The sequence below is a fragment of the Microbacterium forte genome, assembly GCF_031885415.1.
GTDB lineage: Bacteria > Actinomycetota > Actinomycetes > Actinomycetales > Microbacteriaceae > Microbacterium > Microbacterium forte.
In genome coordinates, this window is the sequence record NZ_CP116871.1 from 310,214 (window position 1) to 333,408 (window position 23,195).

At 68.0% G+C, this 23,195-nt stretch carries 22 protein-coding genes and 1 tRNA gene; 11 read left to right on the top strand and 12 right to left on the bottom strand.

Features of this window, described 5'->3' with window-relative positions:
* The first annotated feature begins 92 nt into the window (after positions 1–92).
* Positions 93–758, top strand: coding sequence for a membrane protein YczE (gene yczE, locus OB895_RS01595; protein WP_079112925.1), 666 nt, complete (start codon positions 93–95; stop codon positions 756–758).
* A 62-nt stretch (positions 759–820) separates the two neighbouring features.
* On the opposite strand, the gene OB895_RS01600 is transcribed toward yczE, so the two are convergent.
* The 6 genes from OB895_RS01600 to aceE form a co-directional block, all read right to left on the bottom strand.
* Positions 821–2,059 carry a beta-ketoacyl-[acyl-carrier-protein] synthase family protein gene (locus OB895_RS01600; RefSeq protein WP_079112924.1) on the bottom strand — a complete coding sequence of 413 codons (1,239 nt, stop codon included), beginning with the start codon at positions 2,057–2,059 and terminating at the stop codon, positions 821–823.
* 90 nt (positions 2,060–2,149) lie between these two features.
* Complete coding sequence (locus OB895_RS01605; RefSeq protein WP_017202249.1) at positions 2,150–2,398, bottom strand: acyl carrier protein; 249 nt, start codon at positions 2,396–2,398, stop codon at positions 2,150–2,152.
* Between the two features lie 69 nt (positions 2,399–2,467).
* Positions 2,468–3,469 (bottom strand): beta-ketoacyl-ACP synthase III, encoded by a 1,002-nt coding sequence (locus tag OB895_RS01610; protein WP_042537516.1) that lies wholly within the window; start codon positions 3,467–3,469, stop codon positions 2,468–2,470.
* Positions 3,466–4,386, bottom strand: a complete 921-nt coding sequence (locus OB895_RS01615) for an ACP S-malonyltransferase (protein WP_311878727.1) — start codon at positions 4,384–4,386, stop codon at positions 3,466–3,468. The genes OB895_RS01610 and OB895_RS01615 overlap by 4 nt, the downstream gene beginning before the upstream one ends.
* Before the next feature lie 104 nt (positions 4,387–4,490).
* Positions 4,491–5,696, bottom strand: coding sequence for a PucR family transcriptional regulator (locus OB895_RS01620; RefSeq protein ID WP_056377454.1), 1,206 nt, complete (start codon positions 5,694–5,696; stop codon positions 4,491–4,493).
* 31 nt (positions 5,697–5,727) lie between these two features.
* Complete coding sequence (gene aceE / locus OB895_RS01625) at positions 5,728–8,454, bottom strand: pyruvate dehydrogenase (acetyl-transferring), homodimeric type (protein WP_309689029.1); 2,727 nt, start codon at positions 8,452–8,454, stop codon at positions 5,728–5,730.
* A gap of 153 nt (positions 8,455–8,607) precedes the next feature.
* Here aceE and OB895_RS01630 point away from each other — a divergent pair.
* Positions 8,608–8,680: transfer RNA gene (locus OB895_RS01630), tRNA-Val, on the top strand.
* A gap of 247 nt (positions 8,681–8,927) precedes the next feature.
* Entirely contained in the window at positions 8,928–9,305 is a 378-nt protein-coding gene (locus OB895_RS01635; RefSeq protein ID WP_153302193.1) for an HIT family protein, read from the top strand.
* Between the two features lie 57 nt (positions 9,306–9,362).
* On the opposite strand, the gene OB895_RS01640 is transcribed toward OB895_RS01635, so the two are convergent.
* Positions 9,363–10,199 (bottom strand): alpha/beta fold hydrolase, encoded by an 837-nt coding sequence (locus tag OB895_RS01640; protein WP_042537505.1) that lies wholly within the window; start codon positions 10,197–10,199, stop codon positions 9,363–9,365.
* Positions 10,200–10,393: 194 nt separating this feature from the next.
* On the opposite strand from OB895_RS01640, the gene OB895_RS01645 reads away from it, so the two are divergent.
* Positions 10,394–11,647 carry an MFS transporter gene (locus tag OB895_RS01645; protein WP_311878733.1) on the top strand — a complete coding sequence of 418 codons (1,254 nt, stop codon included), beginning with the start codon at positions 10,394–10,396 and terminating at the stop codon, positions 11,645–11,647.
* A gap of 62 nt (positions 11,648–11,709) precedes the next feature.
* Entirely contained in the window at positions 11,710–13,998 is a 2,289-nt protein-coding gene (locus tag OB895_RS01650; RefSeq protein WP_311878734.1) for a helix-turn-helix domain-containing protein, read from the top strand.
* Positions 13,999–14,019: 21 nt separating this feature from the next.
* On the opposite strand, the gene OB895_RS01655 is transcribed toward OB895_RS01650, so the two are convergent.
* Entirely contained in the window at positions 14,020–15,072 is a 1,053-nt protein-coding gene (locus OB895_RS01655; RefSeq protein ID WP_311878736.1) for a PucR family transcriptional regulator, read from the bottom strand.
* Between the two features lie 228 nt (positions 15,073–15,300).
* Between OB895_RS01655 and OB895_RS01660 the strand changes: the two genes are divergently transcribed.
* Both OB895_RS01660 and OB895_RS01665 read left to right on the top strand, forming a co-directional pair.
* Positions 15,301–16,026 carry an alpha/beta hydrolase gene (locus OB895_RS01660; RefSeq protein WP_052492841.1) on the top strand — a complete coding sequence of 242 codons (726 nt, stop codon included), beginning with the start codon at positions 15,301–15,303 and terminating at the stop codon, positions 16,024–16,026.
* Positions 16,019–17,665, top strand: coding sequence for an MFS transporter (locus OB895_RS01665; RefSeq protein WP_311878739.1), 1,647 nt, complete (start codon positions 16,019–16,021; stop codon positions 17,663–17,665). The genes OB895_RS01660 and OB895_RS01665 overlap by 8 nt, the downstream gene beginning before the upstream one ends.
* Positions 17,666–17,796: 131 nt before the next feature.
* Here OB895_RS01665 and OB895_RS01670 read toward each other — a convergent pair whose 3' ends face one another.
* From OB895_RS01670 to OB895_RS01680, 3 genes are read right to left on the bottom strand one after another with little or no spacing between them, the layout of a single operon-like run.
* Complete coding sequence (locus tag OB895_RS01670) at positions 17,797–18,234, bottom strand: NAD(P)/FAD-dependent oxidoreductase (protein WP_311878741.1); 438 nt, start codon at positions 18,232–18,234, stop codon at positions 17,797–17,799.
* Positions 18,177–19,049: an NAD(P)/FAD-dependent oxidoreductase gene (locus tag OB895_RS01675; RefSeq protein ID WP_311878743.1), complete on the bottom strand. Its 873-nt coding sequence runs from the start codon at positions 19,047–19,049 to the stop codon at positions 18,177–18,179. Before OB895_RS01675 ends, OB895_RS01670 begins: the two co-directional genes overlap by 58 nt.
* Entirely contained in the window at positions 19,046–19,405 is a 360-nt protein-coding gene (locus tag OB895_RS01680; protein WP_042537498.1) for a UBP-type zinc finger domain-containing protein, read from the bottom strand. The genes OB895_RS01675 and OB895_RS01680 overlap by 4 nt, the downstream gene beginning before the upstream one ends.
* A 142-nt stretch (positions 19,406–19,547) precedes the next feature.
* Here OB895_RS01680 and OB895_RS01685 point away from each other — a divergent pair, with 142 nt between their 5' ends.
* Complete coding sequence (locus OB895_RS01685) at positions 19,548–20,516, top strand: Dyp-type peroxidase (protein WP_311878745.1); 969 nt, start codon at positions 19,548–19,550, stop codon at positions 20,514–20,516.
* An 18-nt stretch (positions 20,517–20,534) separates the two neighbouring features.
* Here the strand turns inward: OB895_RS01685 and OB895_RS01690 are convergent, their stop codons facing one another.
* Positions 20,535–20,873: a DUF7882 family protein gene (locus OB895_RS01690; protein WP_311878746.1), complete on the bottom strand. Its 339-nt coding sequence runs from the start codon at positions 20,871–20,873 to the stop codon at positions 20,535–20,537.
* 106 nt (positions 20,874–20,979) lie between these two features.
* Between OB895_RS01690 and OB895_RS01695 the strand changes: the two genes are divergently transcribed.
* Genes OB895_RS01695 through OB895_RS01705 form a run of 3 tightly spaced genes read left to right on the top strand, consistent with a single transcriptional unit; the run spans position 20,980 to position 23,165 of the window.
* A complete protein-coding gene (locus OB895_RS01695; protein ID WP_079112913.1) occupies positions 20,980–21,372 on the top strand; it encodes a thiol-disulfide oxidoreductase DCC family protein in 393 nt (130 codons plus the stop codon).
* Positions 21,373–21,396: 24 nt separating this feature from the next.
* Complete coding sequence (locus OB895_RS01700; protein ID WP_042537491.1) at positions 21,397–23,034, top strand: sodium-dependent transporter; 1,638 nt, start codon at positions 21,397–21,399, stop codon at positions 23,032–23,034.
* A complete protein-coding gene (locus OB895_RS01705; protein WP_079112911.1) occupies positions 23,031–23,165 on the top strand; it encodes a methionine/alanine import family NSS transporter small subunit in 135 nt (44 codons plus the stop codon). Before OB895_RS01700 ends, OB895_RS01705 begins: the two co-directional genes overlap by 4 nt.
* The last annotated feature ends 30 nt before the right edge of the window (positions 23,166–23,195 follow it).

Sequence of the window (23,195 nt, forward strand, 5' to 3'; positions counted from 1 at the left end):
TCCATGATGCCGCAAAGTGGACTGAAGAAAGCAGGCCACTTCTCGCCGAGTGGTCTCGTGAACCAGACGGATGGGTGGGCCAGCATGGAGAGATGCAGCTTCGTTCCGTTCTCCTCCCGATCAGCGCCACCAGTCGACGCGACGTCGTCGAGCGCATCGTGCAGCTGCTCGTGGGGTTGTTCCTCTACGGCGTCGCCCTCGGTCTGATGGTGCGCGGAGGCATCGGCGTCGCTCCTTGGGACGTCCTCGCTCTCGGCGTCTCGGGGCAGACGGGGATCGGATACGGCGTCGTCACCGTGCTGGTCTCGGTGCTCGTGCTGCTCCTGTGGATCCCCCTGCGGCAGCGCGTCGGGCTGGGCACCCTGCTCAATGCCCTGCTCGTCGGGCCCAGCGCGGATCTGGCTCTCGCCGTCATCCCCGCACCGACATCGATCTGGGTCGGGGCACCGATGTTCGTGGCGGGACTGCTGCTGCTCGCCTTCGCCACCGGACTCTACATCGCGGCGGACTTCGGTCCTGGCCCGCGGGACGGCCTGATGACGGGGCTCGTGGGTCGCACCGGGTGGCCGGTGTGGCTCGTGCGCACCCTGATCGAGGGCGGCGTGCTGCTGATCGGCTTCCTGCTCGGTGGTCCGGTCGGCGTGGGCACGGTGCTCTTCGCCTTCGGCGTGGGACCGCTCATCGGCTGGTTCCTTCCGTGGACCACTCGCGTCCGTGCCGCGAGATCCCGTCAGCTCGCGCGGGCGACCGCTCGCTAGACCTGCAGACACGAGAGCGGCCCCCGGGATACCCGGGGGCCGCTCTTCGTCATCGCTGCAGGTCAGTCGGCGCTCGCGAAGACGGCGACGGCGTTGTGGCCACCGAAGCCGAACGAGTTGCTGATCGCGAAGAGCTGGCCGTCGCCGAGAGGCTGCGCCTCGCCCGAGAGCTTGAACGGCACAGCCGGATCGGGCTCCGTCATGTTGATCGTCGGCGGGGCGACGCGGTCGCGGAGCGCGAGCAGCGCGAAGATCGCCTCGAGGGCTCCCGTGCCGCCGAGCAGGTGCCCGGTCGACGCCTTGGTGGCCGAGACGGGGATCTCATCGATCCGCTCGCCGAAGACCTTCTTGAGCGCGACGTACTCGTTGGGGTCACCCACGGGGGTGGACGTCGCGTGCGCGTTGATGTGCGCGACCTGGTCGGCGGTGATGCCGGCCTCGTCGAGCGCCTGCGTGACGGCTCGTGCGGCGCCGGTGCCCTCGGGGTCGTTGCCCGTGATGTGGTACGCATCAGCGGTGACGCCACCCCCGAGCACGTAGCCGTAGATCTTGGCGCCGCGTGCCTTGGCGTGCTCCTCGGTCTCGAGGATGAGCGCGGCTGCGCCCTCGCCCATCACGAAGCCGTCGCGGTCGATCGCGCCGGGACGCGAGGCCGTGGCCGGGTCGTCATTGCGGCGGGACAGAGCCTGCGCGGACGCGAACGACGCCATCGTGATCGGGTGGATGGCCGATTCGGTGCCACCGGCGATCACGACGTCGGCGAGACCGTCCTGCAGGTGGTGGAAGGCGTGGATGATCGACTCGGTGCTCGAGGCGCAGGCGCTGACGACGGTCTGCGCGTAGGCACGAGCCTGGAACTGCAGCGACAGGTTGCCGGCCGCCGCGTTCGGCATGAGCATCGGAACGGTCAGCGGCATCACGCGGCGGGGGCCCTTCTCGCGCAGGGTGTCCCACGCGTCGAGCAGGGTCCAGAGGCCGCCGATGCCGGTGGCGAAGTCGACTCCGAGACGCTCGGGAGCGACCTCGGGAGAACCGGCATCCGCCCAGGCCTCGCGTGCCGCGATGAGCGCGAACTGCGAGGAGGGGTCGAGCCGCTTCGCCTCGTGGCGGGGCAGGACCTCTTCGGGGCGGACGATCGCCTCGGCGGCGAAGGTGACCGGAAGGTCGTACTGCTGCACCCAGTCGTGCTCGAGGGTGCGGGTGCCGGACTGGCCTGCGAGCAGGTTCGTCCAGTTCTCGGGTGCTGTCCCGCCGATGGCGGACGTGGCGCCGATGCCGGTGACGACGATGCGCTTGGTCATGTGTGGTTCCTTGTCAGGCGGGTCGAGCAGAGAGCGGGCAAGGCGGAGGATGCCACGCCCCGACAGCGCGGGGGTGGCATCCTTCGAGGATTACTCCTGGCCTGCGACGATGAAGTTGACAGCGTCGCCGACGGTCTTGAGGTTCTTGACCTCGTCGTCGGGGATGGTGACGCCGAACTTCTCCTCGGCGTTGACGACGATCGTCATCATCGAGATCGAGTCGATGTCGAGGTCGTCGGTGAACGACTTCTCGAGGGCGACCTCGGATGCGTTGATGCCGGTCTCGTCGGTGATGAGCTCTGCGAGGCCTGCGAGGACCTCATCGTTGGTGAAAGCCATGTGGTCTTCCTCTTTCTTACGGGTTTGTATTCGGAACCGTGGAACAGTCTAGGGAAAGTCGGCGCGTTCTCAGGGGAGGACGACGACCTGGGCGGCGAACACGAGTCCGGCGCCGAAGCCGATCTGCAGCGCGAGCCCACCCGAGAGCTCGGGATGCTCGGCCATCAGCCGGTGGCTGGCGAGGGGGATCGAGGCTGCCGACGTGTTGCCGGTGGTCTCGATGTCGCGCGCGATCACGGTCGACTCCGGCAGCTTCAGCTGCTTGGCGAACTCGTCGATGATGCGCATGTTGGCCTGATGCGGGATGAACGCGGCGATGTCGGTCGGTTCGACGCCGGCCTTGTCGAGTGCCTCGCGGGCGACCTTCGCCATCTCCCACACGGCCCAGCGGAAGACCGTCTGGCCCTCCTGGCGCAGGGTCGGCCACGGCACCTCGCCGTCACGGAACTCGGTCAGGGTTGCGTTCATGCCGACCGCATCGGCCTTGGAGCCGTCCGAACCCCACACTGCGGGGGCGATGCCCGGCGTGTCGCTCGGACCGATGAGCGCAGCGCCCGCGCCGTCGCCGAGCAGGAACGAGATGCTCCGGTCGGCAGGGTCGACGACGTCGGAGAGCTTCTCCGTGCCGATCACGAGCGCGTAGCGTGCGGCGCCCGACTTGATGAGCGCGTCGGCCTGAGTGATCGCGTAGGCGTAGCCGGCGCAGGCCGCGTTGACGTCGTAGGCGGCAGCCGGGTTCGCACCCACACGGTCGGCCACGATCGCTGACACCGACGGCGACTGCTTCGGGTTGCTGATGGTGGCGACGATCACGAGGTCGATCTGGTCGGCGGGAACGCCGGACTTCTCGATGGCCTCCGCGCCGGCGATCGCGGCGAGGTCGATCGCATCCGTGCCCTTGTCGGCGCGCACGCGGGTCACGATGCCGGTGCGCTGGCGGATCCACTCGTCGCTCGAGTCGATGGGGCCGATCAGGTCGTCGTTCGGCACGGCGTTCTCGCCACGGGCAGCACCGAAGGAGTAGATCCGCGTGAAGGCGGGACCGGTGACCTGGTTCAGGATGGGGCTCATGCGGCTTCTCCGTTCAGCAGCGCGACGGCCGCATCGAGATCATCGGGGGTCTTCACGGCCACGGAGAGGACTCCGCGCAGACCGCGCTTGGCGAGACCGGTCAGCGCGCCGGCGGGCGCGAGCTCGATCAGGCCGGTGATGCCGTGATCGGCGAACGACGCCATGCAGAGGTCCCAACGCACCGGTGACGACACCTGGTCGACGAGGTGGCTCAGGGCCTGTGCGCCATCGGCGACGACGGATCCATCGCGGTTCGACCAGAGGGTGATCTGCGGGTCGGCCGGGATGACCGTCGCGACCGCATCGCGCAGAGCGGCGACGGCTGAGGCCATGTATGACGTGTGGAATGCGCCGGCCACCTGCAGCGGGATGACGCGGGTCCCCTTGACGGGCTCGGAGGCGAGGGCGTCGAGTCCTGCGAGCTCGCCGGCGACCACGAGCTGTCCGCCGCCGTTGTAATTGGCGGGGGAGAGCCCGAGCTCGGTGAGACGCGTGAGAATCGCCTCTTCATCGCCGCCCAGCACGGCGCTCATGCCGGTGGGGGTCTGTGCCGCCGCGTCAGCCATGGCGCGGCCGCGGATGCCCACCAGGCGCATGCCCGTCTGGGCGTCGATCACACCGCTGCCCACGAGCGCGGCGATCTCGCCGACCGAGTGCCCGGCGACACCGTCGGCGGGGCGACCGCCACGCGCCGTGAGCGCGTTCGCCGCGATCAGGGATGCGGCGACGATCAGAGGCTGGGCGATGCGCGTGTCACGGATCGTGTCGGCATCCGACACCGTGCCGTGCTGCTGGAGATCGACCTCCGCCGCCTCGGAGTACGCGGCGAGGCTGTCTGCCACACCGTCGAGCTCGAGCCAGGGGGAGAGGAAACCGGGGGTCTGCGAGCCCTGTCCAGGGCATACGACGACAATCACAACCCCAGTCTGCCAACGATCCGCCATCAGTGGTGGATGATCCATCACAAGATTCGAGAAAACCCTTGTGTGTGGCGTACAGCTGATGGGGCTCAGATTGCCGATCAGCGCGACGGACGACGCAGGGGAGCCCTGCGCCGAACCTGCTCTGCGGCGCCGATCGAACCGAGGATGAGCGCGGTCTGCAGGATCAGAGCCTCGCGCGGACCCGTGGCGTCCCAGCCGATGACCTCGCTGACGCGCTTCAGGCGGTAGCGCACGGTGTTCGGGTGCACGAACAGCTCGCGGGCGGTCGCTTCGAGCGAGCGGCCGTTGTCGAGGTAACTCCAGAGCGTCGTCACGAGATCGGTGGAGTGCGCCTGCAGAGGACGATAGATGCGCTCGATCAGCGTCTGCTTGGCGAGTGGATCGCCCGCGAGCGCCCGCTCGGGAAGGAGGTCGTCTGCGTCGACCGGACGGGGAGCGCTGCGCCATGCGCGCGCCACGGCGAACCCGGCGAGGGCCGCCCGTGCACTCTGACTCGCGTCGACGAGCGCGGCGACCGCAGGACCGAGCACGACGTAGCCGGGGCCGAACGAGGGCTCGAGTCGCGTCGCGATCTCTTCGAAGCCGAGTTCTTCCTCTTCGCCTTCGGCAGGCTCCTGGCCGGCGATGCGAGCGCGGCCGATCACGAGCACGAGTCGGGATCCCTGCACTCCGATGAGCACGTCGACCGCGAGCTTTCGCGCTGTGCGACGCACGAGGTCGACGTCGAACTGCGGGGGAGTCGTGCCGACCAGTACCGCGACCTCTCCGTGACCGTGCCAGCCCAAGGCGGCGATCCGACTCGGCAGCTCTTCGTCCGCTTCACCGGTGAGGATGGAGTCGACGACGAGGGCCTCGAGTCTGGCATCCCACAGACCGCGGGCCTCGGCGGCTCTGGCGTAGACGTCGGCCGCGGCGAAGGCCACGTCGCGGGAGTAGAGCAGGATCGCCTCTCGGAGATCTGCGCCTCTTCCGGCGACGCGCTCTTCGGTCACCTCGACGGTGACTCGGATGAGCTGCAGAGTCTGCTGCAGGCTGACGCTGCGCAGCAGCTCTCTGGGTGCGGCCGCGAAGATGTCAGCGGCGATCCATGGCGTCGACGTCGGATCCTCATACCACTGGATGAACGACGTGATGCCCGCCTGGGCCACCAGCCCGACCGCAGAGCGGCGGGCTGGTGGCATGTCGGCGTACCACGGGAGGGTGTCCTCGAGGCGCTTGATCGTCACCGAGGCGATGTCGCCGGAGATCCGGCGCAGCCAGGTGAGCGTGGCCGACTTGTCCATGCCGCGCGAAGAGGAACCCGTCACCGACGACTCAGCTTTCGCCGCCCGCGTTGCCGCTGGTGCCGGCGTTCACGTCGTGCAGGCTGTACTTCTGGATCGCCTGCGCGGCGAGAGAACGGTCGACGACCCCGTCTTCGGCGAGAGACTGCAGCGTGCGGACGACGATCGACGGACCGTCGATCTTGAAGAAGCGACGAGCGGCTGCACGCGTGTCGGAGAAGCCGAAGCCGTCGGCGCCCAGCGTCGCGAAACGCTGCGGGACCCACGGACGGATCTGGTCCTGCACGGCGTGCATGAAGTCGCTCACGGCGACGACGGGACCCTCGGCACCCTGCAGCTTCTGCGTGAGGTACGCCGTGCGGGGCTCTTCTTCGGGGTGCAGGAAGTTGTGCTCGTCGGCGGCCAGGCCGTCGCGGCGCAGTTCGGTCCACGAGGTGACCGACCAGACATCCGCGATCACGCCCCAGTCGTTCTTGAGCAGCGCCTGCGCCTCGAGGGCCCAGGGGAGTCCGACGCCCGATGCGAAGAGCTGAGCGCGGGGGCCTTCGCCCTCGCCGACCGACACGCGGTGGATGCCGCGCACGATTCCGTCGACGTCCACGTTCTCCGGCTCGGCGGGCATGACCATCGGCTCGTTGTAGAGCGTGATGTAGTACATGACGTTCGGGTCTTCGTGCTCTCCGCCGTACATGCGCTCGAGACCGGAGCGCATGATGTGCGCGATCTCGTAGCCGTAGGCGGGGTCGTACGAGACCGTCGCCGGGTTGGTGGCGGCGAGCAGGTGCGAGTGGCCGTCGGCGTGCTGCAGGCCCTCACCCGTGAGGGTGGTGCGGCCGGCCGTGGCGCCCATGATGAACCCGCGGGCCATCTGGTCGCCGGCGGCCCACTGCGCGTCACCCGTGCGCTGGAATCCGAACATCGAGTAGAAGAGGTAGATCGGGATCAGCGGCTCGCCGTGCGTGGCGTACGAGGTGCCGGCAGCGGTGAACGCCGCGAGTGCGCCGGCCTCGTTGATGCCGACGTGCACGATCTGACCCTGCGGGCTCTCCTTGTAGGCGAGGAGGAGCTCACGGTCGACCGAGGTGTAGTGCTGGCCGTTCGGGTTGTAGATCTTCGCCGACGGGAAGTAGGCGTCCATTCCGAAGGTGCGGGCCTCATCGGGGATGATCGGCACGATGCGGTGGCCGAAGTCCTTCGAGCGCAGCAGGTCTTTCAGCAGTCGGACGAACGCCATGGTGGTGGCGATCTCCTGCGTGCCGGAACCCTTCTTCGGCAGGGCGTACGCCGTGTCGTCGGGGAGCGCCAGGCCGACGTGCGTCGAGCGACGCTCGGGCAGGAAGCCGCCGAGCGCGTTGCGACGCTCGAGCATGTACTGGATCGTCTCGTCCTGGGGGCCCGGGTTGTAGTACGGGGGCAGGTACGGGTTCTCCTCGAGCTGCGCGTCCGTGATCGGGATGTGCATCGCGTCGCGGAACGTCTTGAGGTTGTCCAGCGTCATCTTCTTCATCTGGTGGGTCGCGTTGCGGCCCTCGAAGTGCGGACCCAGGCCGTAGCCCTTGACGGTCTTGGCGAGGATGACGGTGGGCTTGCCCTTGTGCTCGGTCGCGGCCTTGAAGGCGGCGTAGACCTTGCGGTAGTCGTGGCCACCGCGCTTGAGGTTCCAGATCTGGTCGTCGGAGTAGTCCTTGACCAGAGCGGCGGCACGCTCGTCACGGCCGAAGAAGTGCTCGCGGACGTACGCGCCGGACTCGGCCTTGTAGGTCTGGTAGTCACCGTCGGGGGTGACGTTCATCAGGTTGAGCAGCGCGCCCTCGGTGTCGCGGGCGAGCAGGTCGTCCCACTCGCGGCCCCAGACGACCTTGATGACGTTCCAGCCGGCTCCGCGGAAGAACGACTCGAGCTCCTGCACGATCTTTCCGTTGCCGCGCACAGGGCCGTCGAGACGCTGCAGGTTGCAGTTGACGACGAAGGTGAGGTTGTCGAGGCCCTCGTTGGCTGCGACCTGCAGCTGACCGCGGCTCTCGACCTCGTCCATCTCTCCGTCGCCGAGGAAGGCCCAGACGTGAGACTCGGAGGTGTCCTTGATGCCGCGGTTCTCGAGGTACTTGTTCGACATCGCCTGGTAGATGGCGTTGATCGGACCGAGACCCATCGAGACGGTCGGGAACTGCCAGTACTCCGGCATCAGCCGCGGGTGCGGGTACGAGGGGATGCCGTACGGCGCGTGCGACTTCTCCTGGCGGAAACCGTCGAGCTGGTCTTCGCTCAGGCGGCCTTCGAGGAACGAGCGGGCGTACGTGCCGGGGGAGGCGTGACCCTGGACGAAGATCTGGTCTCCGCCGCCGGGGTTGTCGAGACCCTTGAAGAAGTGGTTGAAACCCACCTCGTAGAGGGCCGCCGACGACGCGTAGGTCGAGATGTGACCGCCGACGCCGATGCCGGGGCGCTGTGCGCGGTGCACCGTGATGGCCGCGTTCCAGCGGATCCACGCGCGGTAGCGACGCTCGACCTCTTCGTCGCCCGGGAACTCGGGCTCGTTCTCAGGAGCGATCGTGTTGATGTAGTCCGTGGTCGGGACCATCGGCACGCCCAGGTGCAGCTCCTTCGAGCGCTTGAGCAGGCTGAGCATGATCTCGCGGCCACGGCCATGGCCCTTCGCGTCGACGAGCTCGTCGAGCGACTGCTGCCACTCGCCCGTCTCCTCCGGATCGCTGTCGAGGGGGCCCTGGGAATACGGATCCTGGTCGTGCACAGTCACGGGGGAGCCTTTCGTCAAGCTGGCAGGTCATGCCATTGAAACGGGAAGCGACGCGGGCAACCTTGTCGGTTGTACACAACGCGTGCCGCCCTCAGCCTATCCCCCTTCCACGACATCGGTGCGCATCGGGTCATCTGTAGACTGGACGCACCAGGGCCTTTAGCTCAGCTGGTAGAGCGCCACGTTTACACCGTGGATGTCGTCGGTTCGATCCCGGCAGGGCCCACCTCATCGATCGCCTGCTGACGGTGGACGATCCTCCACCTCAGGTCTCCGACGGGCGCGGAACTGTACTCTGCAGTGTCGAGAATGGCCAGGCCCGGGGGATTTCTTCGTGCATCGTCGCGCCGCTCGTAGAGTTCTTCGTGGACTCTGAGCGGCTTGCGGACGTCGAGGCGATCCGGGAAGGAGGCCACGTGAAGAGCTGTCGAGAGTGTTCGTTCGTCCTGGCCGATCCGGTGGGCAGGCTCACCGTGTCGCGTGTCGGACTGTTCTCCGACGCCCGGTTCCCCGGCCGGAGCATCCTGAGCCTCCGCGATCACTACGACGACATCGCCGACGCGCCGGCGGAGATCGCCGAGCTCTTCCTGATCGACATCCAGTTCGCCTCCCGCATCATCCGCCGAGCGACCGGAGCCGATCGCATCGACGTCGCACTCTCCGCGGCCGCAGGGCTGCATGTGCATGCGCACCTCGTCCCCCGGCGCCGAGACCGCGATCCTCGTCCCGACCACGGTCCCGACGAGGACCCGAGGGCGCACCGGCCGCTCGAGCCGCTGCCCGAAGCGATGGCCATCGGACTGCTCGCGGCGGCTTTCGACGTCGTCGGGGCCGGGATCTCCGGCTCATAGCGACGGGCGCACCCGGGCACCGAGCCCGGATGCGCCCGCCGCATCGCGCTGAGACTGCTACTGCTGGATGAAAGCGAGGATGTCGGGGTTGATCACATCGGCGTGCGTGGTCAGCATGCCGTGCGGGAAGCCCTCGTAGATCTTCAGTGTCGAGTCGCTCAGAAGCTCGGCCTGCTTCACCGATGCATCCTTGTACGGCACGACCTGGTCGTCGTCGCCCTGGATGACCAGCACCGGCACCGTGATGGCCTTGAGGTCGTCGGTCTGGTCGGTCTCGGAGAAGGCCTTGATCCCCTCGTAGTGGGCCAGGGCGCTGCCCGTCATCCCCTGGCGCCACCAGTTCGCCACCACGGGCTCGGAGAGTTCCACGCCCTCGCGGTTGAATCCGTAGAAGGGGCCGGAGGCGACCGCCTGGAAGAACTCCGCACGGTTCGCCGCCAGCGCCTCGCGGAAGCCGTCGAAGACCGAGATCGGCGTGCCCTCGGGGTTGGCGTCGGTCTGCACCATCAGTGGGGGCACGGATGACACGAGCACAGCCTTGGCGACTCGGCCCTGGGGCTGACCGTACTGTGCGACGTAGCGTGCGACCTGGCCGCCACCCGTCGAGTGGCCGATGTGAATCGCATTGCGGAGGTCGAGGTGCTCGACGACTGCCGAGGCATCGCTCGCGTAGTGATCCATGTCGTGCCCGGTGCCGATCTGCGACGACCGTCCGTGCCCGCGGCGGTCGCTGGCGATGACACGGTAGCCCTTGCCGAGGAAGTACAGCATCTGGGCGTCCCAGTCATCCGACGAGAGCGGCCAGCCGTGGTGGAACATGATGGGCTGAGCCTCGGGGCTGCCCCAGTCCTTGTAGTAGATCTCTGCGCCATCATCCGTGGTCACGAACGCCATGATCAGCCTCCAGGTTTCCGTCGTCCCGAACGATGCCGGACGACTGTCGGTCGCCCCACGTCTGCTTCGTGGGAGCGCGACCACGCTAACCCGCGCGCCGTCATCGACCGCTCGACATCTGTCCAGGATCCGCCCCGTTCGCTTTCGACATCCGTCCGGTGCCGACCGGGCAGGGCGTCGATAGTGTCTCCACCATGACGAACTCCCGCCTCTCACACGGTGCGGGATTCTGGGTGGTCGCGTCAGCCTTCCTGCTCGTGATGGCGTACGCGACGGTGCCCACACCGCTGTACCCGCTCTACCAGGAGGCCGACGGGTTCCCCGTCTCCGTCATCACGCTGATCTTCGCGGCCTTCGCCGTCGGCGTCGTGCTCAGCCTGGTCCTGCTCGGGCACGTCAGCGACTGGATGGGTCGGCGCCGGATGCTGATCATAGCGATCCTCATCGCGGTGCTCAGCGCCGTGCTGTTCCTGCTGTGGCACGAGGTGCCCGGTCTCCTCGCCGCGCGACTGGTGAACGGTGCGAGCGTGGGCATCCTCACTGCCACGGCCACCGCGCATCTCGGCGAGCTGCGCGCGCACGCCCGACCGAGCGAGAACGTCATCGTCGCCGCATCGGTGGCCGGTGCCGCGAACCTCGGCGGGTTGGCGCTGGGACCGCTGATCGGCGGTCTGTTCGCCGAGTTCCTGCCCGCGCCGCTCGTGCTGCCGCACGCGGTGTTCCTCGTCGTGCTCATCGTCGCCGCGATCGCCGTCGCCTGCGTTCCCGAGACCGTGACGCCGCCGCACGAGCCGCGGCGGTATCGACCGCAGCGGATCGCCGCGCCCCCGCGATCGAGGACGGCGTTCGTCGCCGCGGGTTTCGGCGCGTTCGCGGGGTTCGCTCTCTTCGGGCTGTTCACTTCTCTTGCACCGACCATCCTCATCAGCACGTTCGGCGAGCACGACCATCTTCTCGCCGGCGTGACGGCGTGCTCGGTGTTCGCCGCTGCGGCATCCGGGCAGGTGGCGCTCGCCCGCGTGCCGATGCGCATCCAGCTCGCGGTCGCGGCCGTCTGCTGCGCAGTGGGCCTCGTCGCGGTCGCAGCAGGAACTCTGCTGCCGTCGCTCCCGGTGTTCCTCGGAGGAGGCATCGTGGCGGGCGTCGGAGTGGGGCTGCTGTTCAGATCGGCGGTCGCCACGGCATCCGCTCTCGCGGAGTCCGGTCGACGCGGTGAGACGCTGGCGCTGATCTTCCTGATCGCGTACTGCGGTCTCGCCCTGCCGGTCCTCGCGATCGGTGTGATCCTCACCTTCGCATCGCAGACCGCTGTGCTGCTCGTGTTCATCTCGATCGTCCTGATCGCGACGGTCTCGGCAGCGGTGGTCATGCGTCGCGCGTTCGTCGGGCCCGCGTCGCGCGCGCAGCGTGGAGTAGTCGTCCCGATCGATGACGAAACCGCCCCGTAACCGTCCCGCCATCGTTCCGCGGAGAAGACCTGCCAAGCTGATCTCAGCGAAAGGCGGACGTCGTGACCGAACCCTCACCCTTCGGGCTGCTGCTGCGGTCGCTGCGAGTGGGCCAGAACCTGACCCTCGAAGCGCTCGCCTCGCGATCGGGTGTCAGCGTTCGCACGATCGGCGACCTCGAGAGAGGCGCAAGCGTCTCTCCCCAACGCCGCACCGTCGACGCGCTGGCCGACGGACTGGGCCTCGATGCGGCCGATCAGCATGCGTTCCTCCGCGCTGCGCGCGCCCGACCGCGTGCCGCCCTCGCGAGCGACGGCCCTGGGGCGATCTCCCCGCACCGGGTGTTCGACTTCTCGGGCCGCGACGCCGAGATCGATGAGGCGCTCGCGATCCTCTACGGTCCGCCGGCTCCGGATCCGCAGCGCCCCGCACTGATCATCAGCGGGGCCCCGGGAATCGGCAAGACGACCGTGGCGATCGAGATCCTCGAACGGGGAGGGCAAACGAGCGGCCACCACAACGTCTTCCTCGGGCTGGACGGCTTCAGCTCGTCGCCCCTGACTCCGCTGCAGGTGATGACCGCCATGCTGCGCCAGCTCCCCGGAGCGGAGCAGAAACCGCCCGCGGATCTCGGCGAGGCGAGAGCGCGATGGCGGGCAGCCGTCGACATCGCCCCGGTCACGGTGCTGCTCGACAACGTCGCGAACGAGGCGCAGATCCGTCCCATCCTGTCGATCTGCGCCGGCGATGTCGTCGTCGTGACCTCTCGCCGCAGCCTCGCAGGTCTCGAAGGCGTGCGGCGACTGCGTCTCGGACCACTTCGACGACAGGAGAGCATCTCCTTCCTCCGTCGGCTGATCCCGCAGGCCGTGACCGACGACGATGCTCTGGGTGAGGTGGCGGGCCTCTGCGACGACATCCCTCTGGCGCTGCGCGTGGTCGGCAATCGCATCGCCAGCCGGCCCGCATGGACGGTCGATGACCTGCTCGGCCGGATGCGCACGTCGGAGGACCGGCTGCGTCTTCTCGTCGCCGGTGATCTGGCCGTGGAAACCGCCATCTCGCTCTCCTACGACGAGCTCGACCCCCGCACCGCCGCCCTGTTCCGCTGGATCTCCCTCATCGACGGGAGGACGTTCGGCGCTCACCTCGCCGCCGCGGCGGCGCGTTCAGCCGATCTCGCCGAGGTCGAGTCTCGCCTGGACGATCTCACCGATCTGGGGATGCTCGAAGCACGCGGCGGCGATCGCTACCGCCTTCATGATCTGATGCGACTCTTCGGCCGGAGCAAGCTGCGCATGACGGTCGGACCGGACGAGATAGCGCGGCGCCGTGACCACGTTCGATCCTGGCTGCTCGGAAGCCTGGAGCGCGCGGGCGCCTGGTACGAGCCGATGCGGGAGCCCACGGACCTCGGCCGCACCGGGAGAGGGTTCGTCAGTGCGGAGGCCGCCGCGGCCTGGATCCGCGCAGAGGTCGAGCACTGGTGGCCGGCGTATACGGAAGCCGCAGAGCTCGGCGACGATGCGGTGGTCTGCGATGTCGCCGATGCGCTGCACTGGTATTCCGACATCTGGATGACGTGGGGCAACTGGCACCGGTTCTACTCGCTCGCGGCGAGCGCGGCGCAGCGCTTGGGGGATCCGGCGAAGGAAGCGGCGCAGCTCGGATATGTCGCGTGGGCTGAGATCGTCGAGGTCGGCGATCGCGAGAAGGCGGTGATCACCGGACGGTCGGCGCTGGCTGCTGCACGGCGCGCCGGGGATTCGGCCCAGGAGGGCTGGGCGCAGTACTACATCGGATGGGCGAGCTGGACCCTGGATCGTCTCGTCGACGCTGATGGGGCTGCCCTCGCTGCCATCGACGCATTCACCGCTGCGCACGAGACCACGGGGCTGGAGAACGCCCAGGTGCTGTCATCCATGATCAAGGGCAAGCGCGGTCAGTTCCTCGAGTCCATCGCGGCGACGGAGGCCACCCTCGCGAGGGTGCGATCCACCGAGACCTCGGACAGCCTCACCAGCATCGTCACCCAGTACGCGGCGTGCCTCGACCTGATCGACGCCTACGTCGCCGTCGGACGATTTGAGGATGCGATGCGGATCGGCGAGTCGGGCATCGCCATCGCTCGCTCGTTGAACGACGACACCCGAGTGCTGCTCATGATGCGCAGACACATCCGTGCGCTGATCCACGCCGGCGAAGGCGAGGCCGCGATCGCCGAGGCTGATGAAGCTCTGACTCTTCTGGGGCCGGGCAGCAGCGAGGCGTTCATCTTCGAGAGGGTGCGTCGTGACGTGTCGGCCATCGGGACGCCGCGATCGCCGGAAACAGCCGTGGAGTCCGCATGACGGTCGGTTCGCGACACGCGATCACAGCCGGCCCGTCGATTCCCAGAGCCGGATGAGCTTCAGCGCCAGGTGCAGCGTGCTGCGCTTGACACCGTCGTCGAGCGCATCCTTCACGATCGGGGGCATGCGCTCGAGCCGGTAGTAGAGCGTCGTGCGATGCACGAAGAGAATCCGGCACGCGGAGACTACGTTGGCGCCGACGTCGAGGTACGTCTCGACAGTCAGTCGCTGGGTGTCGTCCGTCTGGGAGTAGAGCACGTCGGCCGCCGGAGAGATGATCCGAAGGGCGTCGGGGTTCGCGGATGCCGAGGCGAGCAGCCGCCAGACGCCGAGATCGCTCGCGTCGACGGACGGATGGAACTGGGGGAGGGCCGCAGCGAGAGAGGCGGCTATCGCCGCCTCGTCGGCTGCGCTCCGGAGGTCTGTCGCGCCTCGCTGCGGCGAGGCGGAGCCGATGCCGAGGATCCTCATCCCGCGTCGTGCGGCCTCTTGCAGGAGGATGTCGGCGAGGTCGATGTCCGACGGCTGACCGACCAGCATGACCACTCCGCCCTCGAGCGTGATGAAGTGCGCGGGGACCGGACGCAGATGGGCGAGGTGGCGGCCGAAGGCGATGCGATCGACGTCGGTGACGGCGGAGTCGATCAGGACGGCGCGCACGACCGTGCCCGCCTCGCGTTGCACCCACCTCTGTCTGAGTGCGCGCGAATAGGCGTCTCGACGCACCGAGTCATCCACGTCCAGCAGATCGCGCAGGACCGACTCGCGATCGGCTCGCGATGAACCGGGGTCACGACGAAGGGTGATCCGGACGAGCGCGGCCGCCGCATCGACGGCCTCGAATTCGCTCGCTGTGAGGGGCGACCCCGCGCCGAGGTCGATCACGATGAGCGCGACGGCATCACCGTCGTCCTGCACCGGCACGGACAGCAGCGTCGGCGACTGCGGGCCGACGATCCCCGGTGGGCCGAACCGGCGGATGACCACTCGACGGTTCAGGGACGCTTCGAGCTGGTCCGCGATCTCGTGCAGCGCCATCGAGGTGGCGTCGGTCGTCGTATCGCTGATCGTCATGGGTTCGCTCCTAGCGGGGGATGGGCTCACCGTGTCGCTCTGCGTCGATGGGAGGGGACTCCACCTCACCGAACTCGAGTACGTCTCATGGAACCCTCTCTCTCGCGCACACACCAGGAGGAAAGCAGGCAGAAGTGGAGATGCTCGTCTTCGACTCCTGTCGCATGGTCGCCGGCCTCTCGGTTCTTAGATTCGTCTCACACGCACGTACGACCACGAGGTGGCGAGATGATGAGAACCAGCACGGTGGTGCTCGTGCACGGCGCTTTTCTGGACGCATCGGGATGGTGGCCGATCGTGCTCCGTCTGCTCGACGGCGGACATCGGGTGCTCGTCCCGCCCGTGATCGGCCGCAGCTTCCTCGGCGACTGCGACTACATCCGTACGTTCGTCGAGCGCGTCGACGGAGAGGTGCTCCTCGTCGGGCATGGATACGGAGCAGCGGTCGTCACCGTGGCCGGTGAGGCGACCAACGTCACCGGACTGCTCTTCATCTCGGGATATGCGCTGGATCAGGGGGAGAGCATCGCCGAGATGAGGGATCGCTTCGCCCCGGATGAGGCATCCGGCCACCTCGTGCCCGCCCTGTTCCCAGGCGACGCCGGAGCACGTCGGACAGAGCTCACTGTCGCGCCCGATCAGTTCGCTCGTCTGCTCGCGCAGGGATTGCCCTCGGACGAGTCGGGTGTTCTGGCGGTCTCGCAGCGCCCGATCTCCGCCTCGGTGTTCACCGAGCGGGCGCCCGGCGCCGGGTGGAGGGCGAAGCCGAGTTGGGGCGTGGTGGCGACCGAAGACCGGTTGGTCAGCCCGCAGCTTCAGCGCTTCGGGTATCGGCGGGCGGGCTGTCGGGCTGTGATGGAACTCGACGCGCCGCATCTGGTCACTCAGAGCCACGCTGCGGAGATCGTGCAGCTCATCGGAGGCATCCTCGAGGAGATCGCGGCCCATGGCTGAGGCGCAGGTGAGTGCTGCGCCGGCGCGCATCGGATGGAAGGCAGGATTCGCTCCGCTCGCCGTCCCCATCTTCCGTCTGGTGTGGCTGGCGTCCATCGTCAGCAACATCGGAAGCTGGATGCAGACGGTCGGCGCCCAGTGGCTGCTGGTCCAGGACGACGGATCCCCGCTGCTCGTGGCGCTCGTCCAGACGGCATCGGCAGCTCCCGTGCTCCTGTTCGCGATTCCGGCCGGTGTCATCGGCGAGTTCCTCAACCGTCGGCTCGTCCTTCTCTGGTCGCAGATCGTGCAACTCGCGGTCGTGCTCGGGCTGACCTACCTGACGGCGACCGGTCAGACGACCACGACGGTCCTGCTCGCGTCGACGTTCGTGCTGGGGACGGTCTCGGCCATCCAGCTCCCTGCGTTCCAGGCACTGGTGCCCGACATCGTGCCACCGAAGCTCCTCCTCGACGCGGCGAGTCTCTCCTCCATCGGCGTGAACATCGCGCGGGCGGTGGGACCGGCGATCGCCGGTCTCGTCGTCGCGCAGTTCGGGGTCGCGGCGGTCTTCCTGCTCAACGCGCTCTCGTTCCTCGTGTTCCTCGGGGTGCTCTTCTTCTGGAAGACGTACAGCCCGCCCGCGATTCGCCCGGAGCCCTTCGTCGACGCGACGAGGGCCGGCATCCGCTACGTCCGCCATTCGCGGGTCGTCCGGCTCATTCTGCTCCGGCTCGCCGCCTTCCTCGTTCCCGCGAACGCCCTGTGGGCGCTGCTCCCGACGATCGCGAAGAACTCCCTCGGGTTCTCCGCGAGCGGATACGGTCTTCTCCTGGCGGCTCTCGGCGCCGGTTCCATCGTCGGCGCCTTCGTGCTTCCCTGGGCGCGTCGGGTCGCAGCCGTCAACGGCGTGGTGCTCGCCTCGTCGGTGGTCTTCGGCGCCGGCCTCGTGGCGCTCGTCGCCTCGCCCACGCTGTGGGTGACATTCCCGGCGCTCGTGGCGACGGGGCTCGCGTGGATCGGTGTGATCGCCACCATCAACGGAACCATCCAGGCTTTCCTGCCCGTCTGGGTGCGCACGCGCGGCCTGTCCTTCTACCAACTCGTGCTGTTCGGATGCACCGCCTCCGGCTCTGCGGGCGCAGGGGTGCTCGCGGCCATCTGGGATCCGGGTCTCGTGGTCGTCGGAGCGGGAATCCTGTGTGGACTGGGTGGGCTCTCCCTCCTCGTATGGCCGATGCCCGCGACGAGCGGCATCGGCCGGAGGATCGTGGAGGTGCCGGGGGTCGACGACCGGCCGCGCGCGGGCGGCGACGATGACTCTGCCGTTCTGGTGCTGATCCGATACCGGATCACGGAGGAGCGGAGACAGGAGTTCCTCGCCCTGATGCAGCGGGTCGAGCAGACGCGTCTGCGGACCGGCGCCAGCGAATGGCAGGTGTACGTGGACGCGGACGACCCGGACTCCGTCGTGGAGGCGTACGCGGTCGGCTCGTGGCGGGAGCATGTGAGCCAACACGAGGGGCGGACCACCGAATTCGATGCAGAGCTCATCGCCCGTGCCCGCGCCATGAGCGACACCGCACCGGAGGTCGCGCACCTGCTTCAGATCGCGCGACCTCACCGCCACCGCATACCGACCACCCCCTCCCACGAGTAGTGAAGGGCCTTCACATGGACACGTCCGAGAGCCCCGAGGTGGGTCACGACGTCCCCTCACCCCGCCGGGTGCAGCGCGGCGGCTGGGCGCGGGAGCCCACCACGCAGGAGGGCATCACCCCGTTGCGCTGATCAGAGCGGAGTGACCTCGGCCAGGTATCGATGGATGAGGGTGACCGCCGTGGCGCCTTCGCCCACCGCCGATGCGACGCGCTTGACGGAGTTCGCGCGGACGTCACCGGCGGCGAAGACCCCGGGGACGGAGGTCTCCAGATAGTAGGGGGCGCGTTTCAGGGGCCATCGATCCAGGTCGTCGGGCGAGAGGTCTACGCCGGTGAGCAGGAAACCGCGGGTGTCGAGGCGGACATCGGTGGTCTCCGCCCATTCGGTGTTGGGCGCGCCGCCGATGCAGACGAAGAGGTGCGTGGCCGGCAACCGCGTCGCCGTTCCCGCCTGGTCGAGGGTGATCTCCTGCAGGTGCTCGTCGCCGTCGACGGCGACGACTCGGGTGTTCACGAGGATGGTGACGTTGGGCTGCACGGCGAGTCGGTTGAGCAGATACGCCGACATGGTCGATGAGAGCGACGGTCCGCGCACGAGCACCGTGCATGTGCGGCGTGCGCGGCCAGGTTCATCGCGGCCTGTCCTGCGGAGTTCGCGCCGCCGACGACGTACACATGCTGTCCGATGCAGGCGGAGGCCTCGCTGGTGCCGGCGCCGTAGTAGATGCCCGCACCCTGGAGGTCGCGGGCTCGCGGAAGGTCGAGTCGACGCCACTGCACTCCTGTCGCGCACAGGGCAGCGCGGGTGTGTATCTCGGAGCCGTCGGCGAGCAGCGCCCGCACGTCGTGATCCGTGAACGTGCGATCGACCCCGTGACGCATGAGGACGAGATCCGCTCCGAACGAGACCGCCTGCCGGCGCGCACGCTCCGCGAGCTCTGCCCCGGAGACTCCACCGGGAAAACCGAGGTAGTTCTCGATGAGGCTGCTGAAGCCGGCCTGACCGCCGACGGCGTCGCGTTCGACGACGGCGACACTGAGACCCTCCGATGCCGCGTAGACCGCAGCCGAGAGTCCCGCAGGACCCGCGCCGTGGATGATCAGGTCGTACGTCGATCGGGCAGGGGGATGGACCCAACCGAGAGCCGACGCGACCTGCTCCGGGGTCGGATCTTCGAGGACGCCGCCACGCGGCAGTGCCACAAGGGGGAGACGCCTGCCGGCGAGATCGACGCCCCCCGCAGACGAGGAGCCTGCCGGTACCGCGATCGAGAGGAAGGGGACTCCGCTGCGGGTCAGATAGTCGCGAATCGCGTACTCGTCCCGACCGTCGGCATCCGCGATGAGGCGGAGAGGCGGCTGGTCGCCCGAGACGTCGGTCATGCGTTCCCGGCGAGCTGCTCTTGCCAATCCGCCGGGACCCGCTCAGCAGGACCCGGGGTGGTCTGCGACAGCGGGTGGCTGTGCGGGGGCGCGAGGACGGGTCCGTCGAAGGCGGTCTCGGTGTCGAAATCCCAGAACCAGTCCTCGCCGGGCTCGAAACTCTGGATCACCCGATGACCGCTCGAGTGCGCATGCTTCGTCGCGTGCTTGTGCAAGGAGTCGTCGCAGCATCCGATGTGCCCGCAGAACGCGCATCGACGCAAGTGCAGCCACCACGAGCCGAGGCTCTCGCAGTCCACGCACCCGGGGCCGGATGGCGGGACGTCGGAACGGATGAAGTCGCTGACATCGCTCATGGGCGGGTCTCCTGTGGTCGGTGTGCTGTCCGGGTCATGATGTCGGGATTCTGGGCCGTACTCAAGGGTGCCCGCCGGAATGCCCCTGCTCGTTCGACACCCGTCGAAGCCTTGTCCGTCGACATCCTCTAGGTTCGACAGCGTGAGCAGCTCTCCCTCCCGCCGCGTCCCGATCGAATCACAGAAGGTCGATGCGCCCCTGACTTCCAGCGCGACGTTCCTCGTGCTGCGGATCGCAGAGGGTGCGGATGCCGCGGCGTCCGTGCGTGACGCGATCAGCGGCATAGACGACATCGTGAAGAACGTGGGATTCCGTGACCTCGATGCGATGTTGTCGTGCACGGTCGGCATCGGCTCTGCAGCATGGCCGCGACTCACCGCGCGCCGCGCTCCCGCGGAGCTGCACCCCTTCGCGCCGGTCGTGGGTCCCGTGCACACCGCCCCCAGCACCCCCGGCGATCTGCTCTTCCACATCCGTGCGAACCGTCAGGATCTCGTCTTCGAGTTCGAGAGGCAGCTGCTCGATGCTCTCGGCGACTCCGTGACCGTGGTCGACGAGATCGCCGGCTTCCGCTACTTCGACGTCCGCGACCTGCTGGGCTTCGTCGACGGCACGGCGAATCCTGTCGGGAACAGCGTGGCCGATTCGACTCTCGTGGGTGCGGAAGACGGAGACAACGTCGGCGGCAGCTACGTCGTCGTCCAGAAGTACCTGCATGAGCTCGATCGGTGGCAGTCGCTGACGACCGAGCAGCAAGAGGCGATCATCGGTCGGAAGAAGGCCGACAACGTCGAGTTGGACGACGCCGTCGCGGGGCAGAAGTCCCACAAGACGCTCGCCACCATCGTCGTCGACGGGGTCGAGCACGACATCCTCCGTGACAACATGCCCTTCGGGCGCCCTGGTTCCTCGTCGTTCGGCACCTATTTCATCGGGTACTCGCGATATCTGTGGGTCATCGAGAAGATGCTCGAGAACATGTTCATCGGCGATCCGCCCGGCGCATACGACAGGCTGCTCGACTTCTCGAACGCGACGACCGGCTGCGTCTTCTTCGCTCCATCCGCAGACTTCCTCGGCAGACTCGCGGACGAGCAGCTCCCTGCGTAGCCACGGGGCGAGCGTTTCTCACCCGGTGCGCGTGGATCGCCCGGGGTCAGCGCTCGGCTCGACAGCGGGCTCGCGCACGACGTACAACCCCGACGTGGCGTTCGCGGTCGACGCGAGCGCCTCGACCCACTGGCGGTTGAGGTCGGGCACCCGGCCGCCGGAGTAGCTGAAGACGAGGTTGCAACCGGGGTGCAACCACACCGTGCTGCGACCGCCGCCGATGCTGGTGTCATCCTTCCAGGTGAAGAGGAAGGGCTCACCTCGTCGCAGCTTCGTCGTCACGACCACCTGCAGATGGTGGAGCGTGCGATCGTCGATCTCGGCCTTCTGGCTTCCCTCGTACACGAACCTGCCCATGTGCCCAGACCTACAGTGGTGCGTGGCGTGTCGCAAGGCCCTTGCGAACCGCCGGCGCGAGAGCGCACGAACAACGGGGGAGTGGACGAGGCGTAGGGTCGATGCCATGCGTCCGCAACCGCTGCTCGTCTACGACGGTGACTGTGCCTTCTGCACCACGTGGGTCCGCCGACTCGAGCGGTGGCTCGTCAGGTTCCCCGAGGCTCAGCCGTGGCAGTGGCTCGACCTCGACGAGATCGGCCTGAGCTCCGCCGATGTCACCCGCTACGTGTGGCTTCTGGTCGGCGAGCGCCGGTTCCGCGGTCACGCCGCCTTCGCCGCGCTGCTGAGGATGCAGCGCTCGAGGTCTCTGCGCGTCGTGGGCCAGCTGCTCGTGACGTCGCCGTTCTCCTGGGCTGCGGCACTCGGCTACACGCTGATCGCCCGCTTCAGACACAGGCTGCCCGGGGGGACCGCCGCCTGCGCGCTGCCGCGCCCCGAGAGTCGCGCAGTCAACTGATCGCGACTCCGGTACTCTCGGCGCATGGCCACCGCAACGACGCAGACCCCTAAACGTGAGGCGTTCGGCTCGCGGAACGTCTTCATCCTCTCTGCGATCGGCTCCGCCGTCGGGCTGGGGAACATCTGGCGGTTCCCCTACGTGGCGTACGAGGGCGGAGGTGGCGCGTTCCTCATCCCGTATCTGTGCGCGCTGCTGACCGCCGGCATCCCTCTGCTGTTCTTCGACTACGCCATCGGTCACCGGTTCCGCGGTTCTGCGCCGTTGGCCTTCCGCCGGATGCACCGCAGGGCAGAGCCGCTCGGCTGGTGGCAGGTGCTCATCTGCGTGGTCATCGCGGTCTACTACGCGGTCATCATCGCGTGGGCCGCCATGTACACCTGGTTCTCCGCTCAGCTGACCTGGGGGCCGGGCAACGAGAACGACTTCTTCTTCGTCGACTTCCTCCGCTCGGCCGACGTCGCCGAGGTCGGCATCTCGACCGAGTTCGTGCCTCAGGTCGGGCTGCCGCTCGTCGCGGTCTGGCTGATCGTCATCGTGATCATGGCGCTGGGGGTCAAGCGGGGAATCGGCCGGGCCAACATGATCCTGATGCCGCTGTTGACAGTGATGTTCGCGATCCTCGTGGTGCAGTCGCTGTTCCTTCCCGGCGCGATGGACGGCCTGAACGCCTTCTTCACGCCGAACTGGGAAGCACTCGGAGACCCCGCCGTGTGGGCCTCTGCCTACGGGCACATCTTCTTCTCGCTCTCGGTCGCCTTCGGCATCATGGTGACGTACTCGTCATACCTGAAGCGCAAGACCGACCTCACCGGCTCCGGCCTGGTGGTCGCCTTCGCGAACTCGGGCTTCGAGATCCTCGCGGGAATCGGCGTGTTCGCCGCGCTCGGCTTCATGGCGCAGGCGCAGGGCACCGAGGTCGCCGGAGTCGCGTCGTCGGGGATCGGACTCGCGTTCATCGCCTTCCCGACGATCGTGTCGCAGGCGACGGGCGGCTCGATCATCGGCGTCCTGTTCTTCGGGGCGCTGGTCTTCGCAGGCGTGACCTCACTGATCTCCATCCTCGAGGTGATCGTCGCCGCCCTGCAGGACAAGCTCGGCTGGGCGCGCATCCGCACGACCCTGACGGTGTCGATTCCGCTCGCGATCGTCTCGATGGCGCTCTTCTCGACGACCACCGCTCTGTCGGTCCTCGATACGGCTGACGCGTTCGTCAATGCCTTCGGCATCATGGCGGTCGCGCTCGTCGCCGTGATCGTCGTGGCCTGGCTGCTGCACAAGCTGCCGGCGCTCGTCGAGCACCTCGATCGCCGTTCGAGTTTCCGGGTCGGTCGGGTCTGGATGCTGCTCGTCGGTGCGCTCGCGCCCCTGGTGCTCGGCTACCTGCTGGTCACCGAGCTGATCTCGAAGATCTCCGAGCCGTACGGCGGCTACCCCGGATGGTTCCTGGCCGTCTTCGGATGGGGCATGGTCATCGCACTCGTCGCGCTCGCGCTGCTGCTGTCCGCGTTGCCGTGGAGCGGTCGCTCGCACGCCAAGGACGACCCGGAGTACGACGAGTTCCTCGCCGAAGAACACTACGAGCCGGATGCCGAGACCTCGTCGATCCCGATGGTGCCGACGACGGAACCCCGCTCGACGGAGAAGGGAGCCAGCGCATGACCATCACAGCCGTCGTCATGATGATCATCGCGATGGTCACGATCTGGGGCGGACTCGTCGCCGCCATCGTGAACCTCGCGCGTCACCCCGAGGTCGCGGATTCGGAGCCCGCTCCGCCGGTCGAGCTCTGACCGACGCCGGGGGACGCGGCGTCGCCCCAG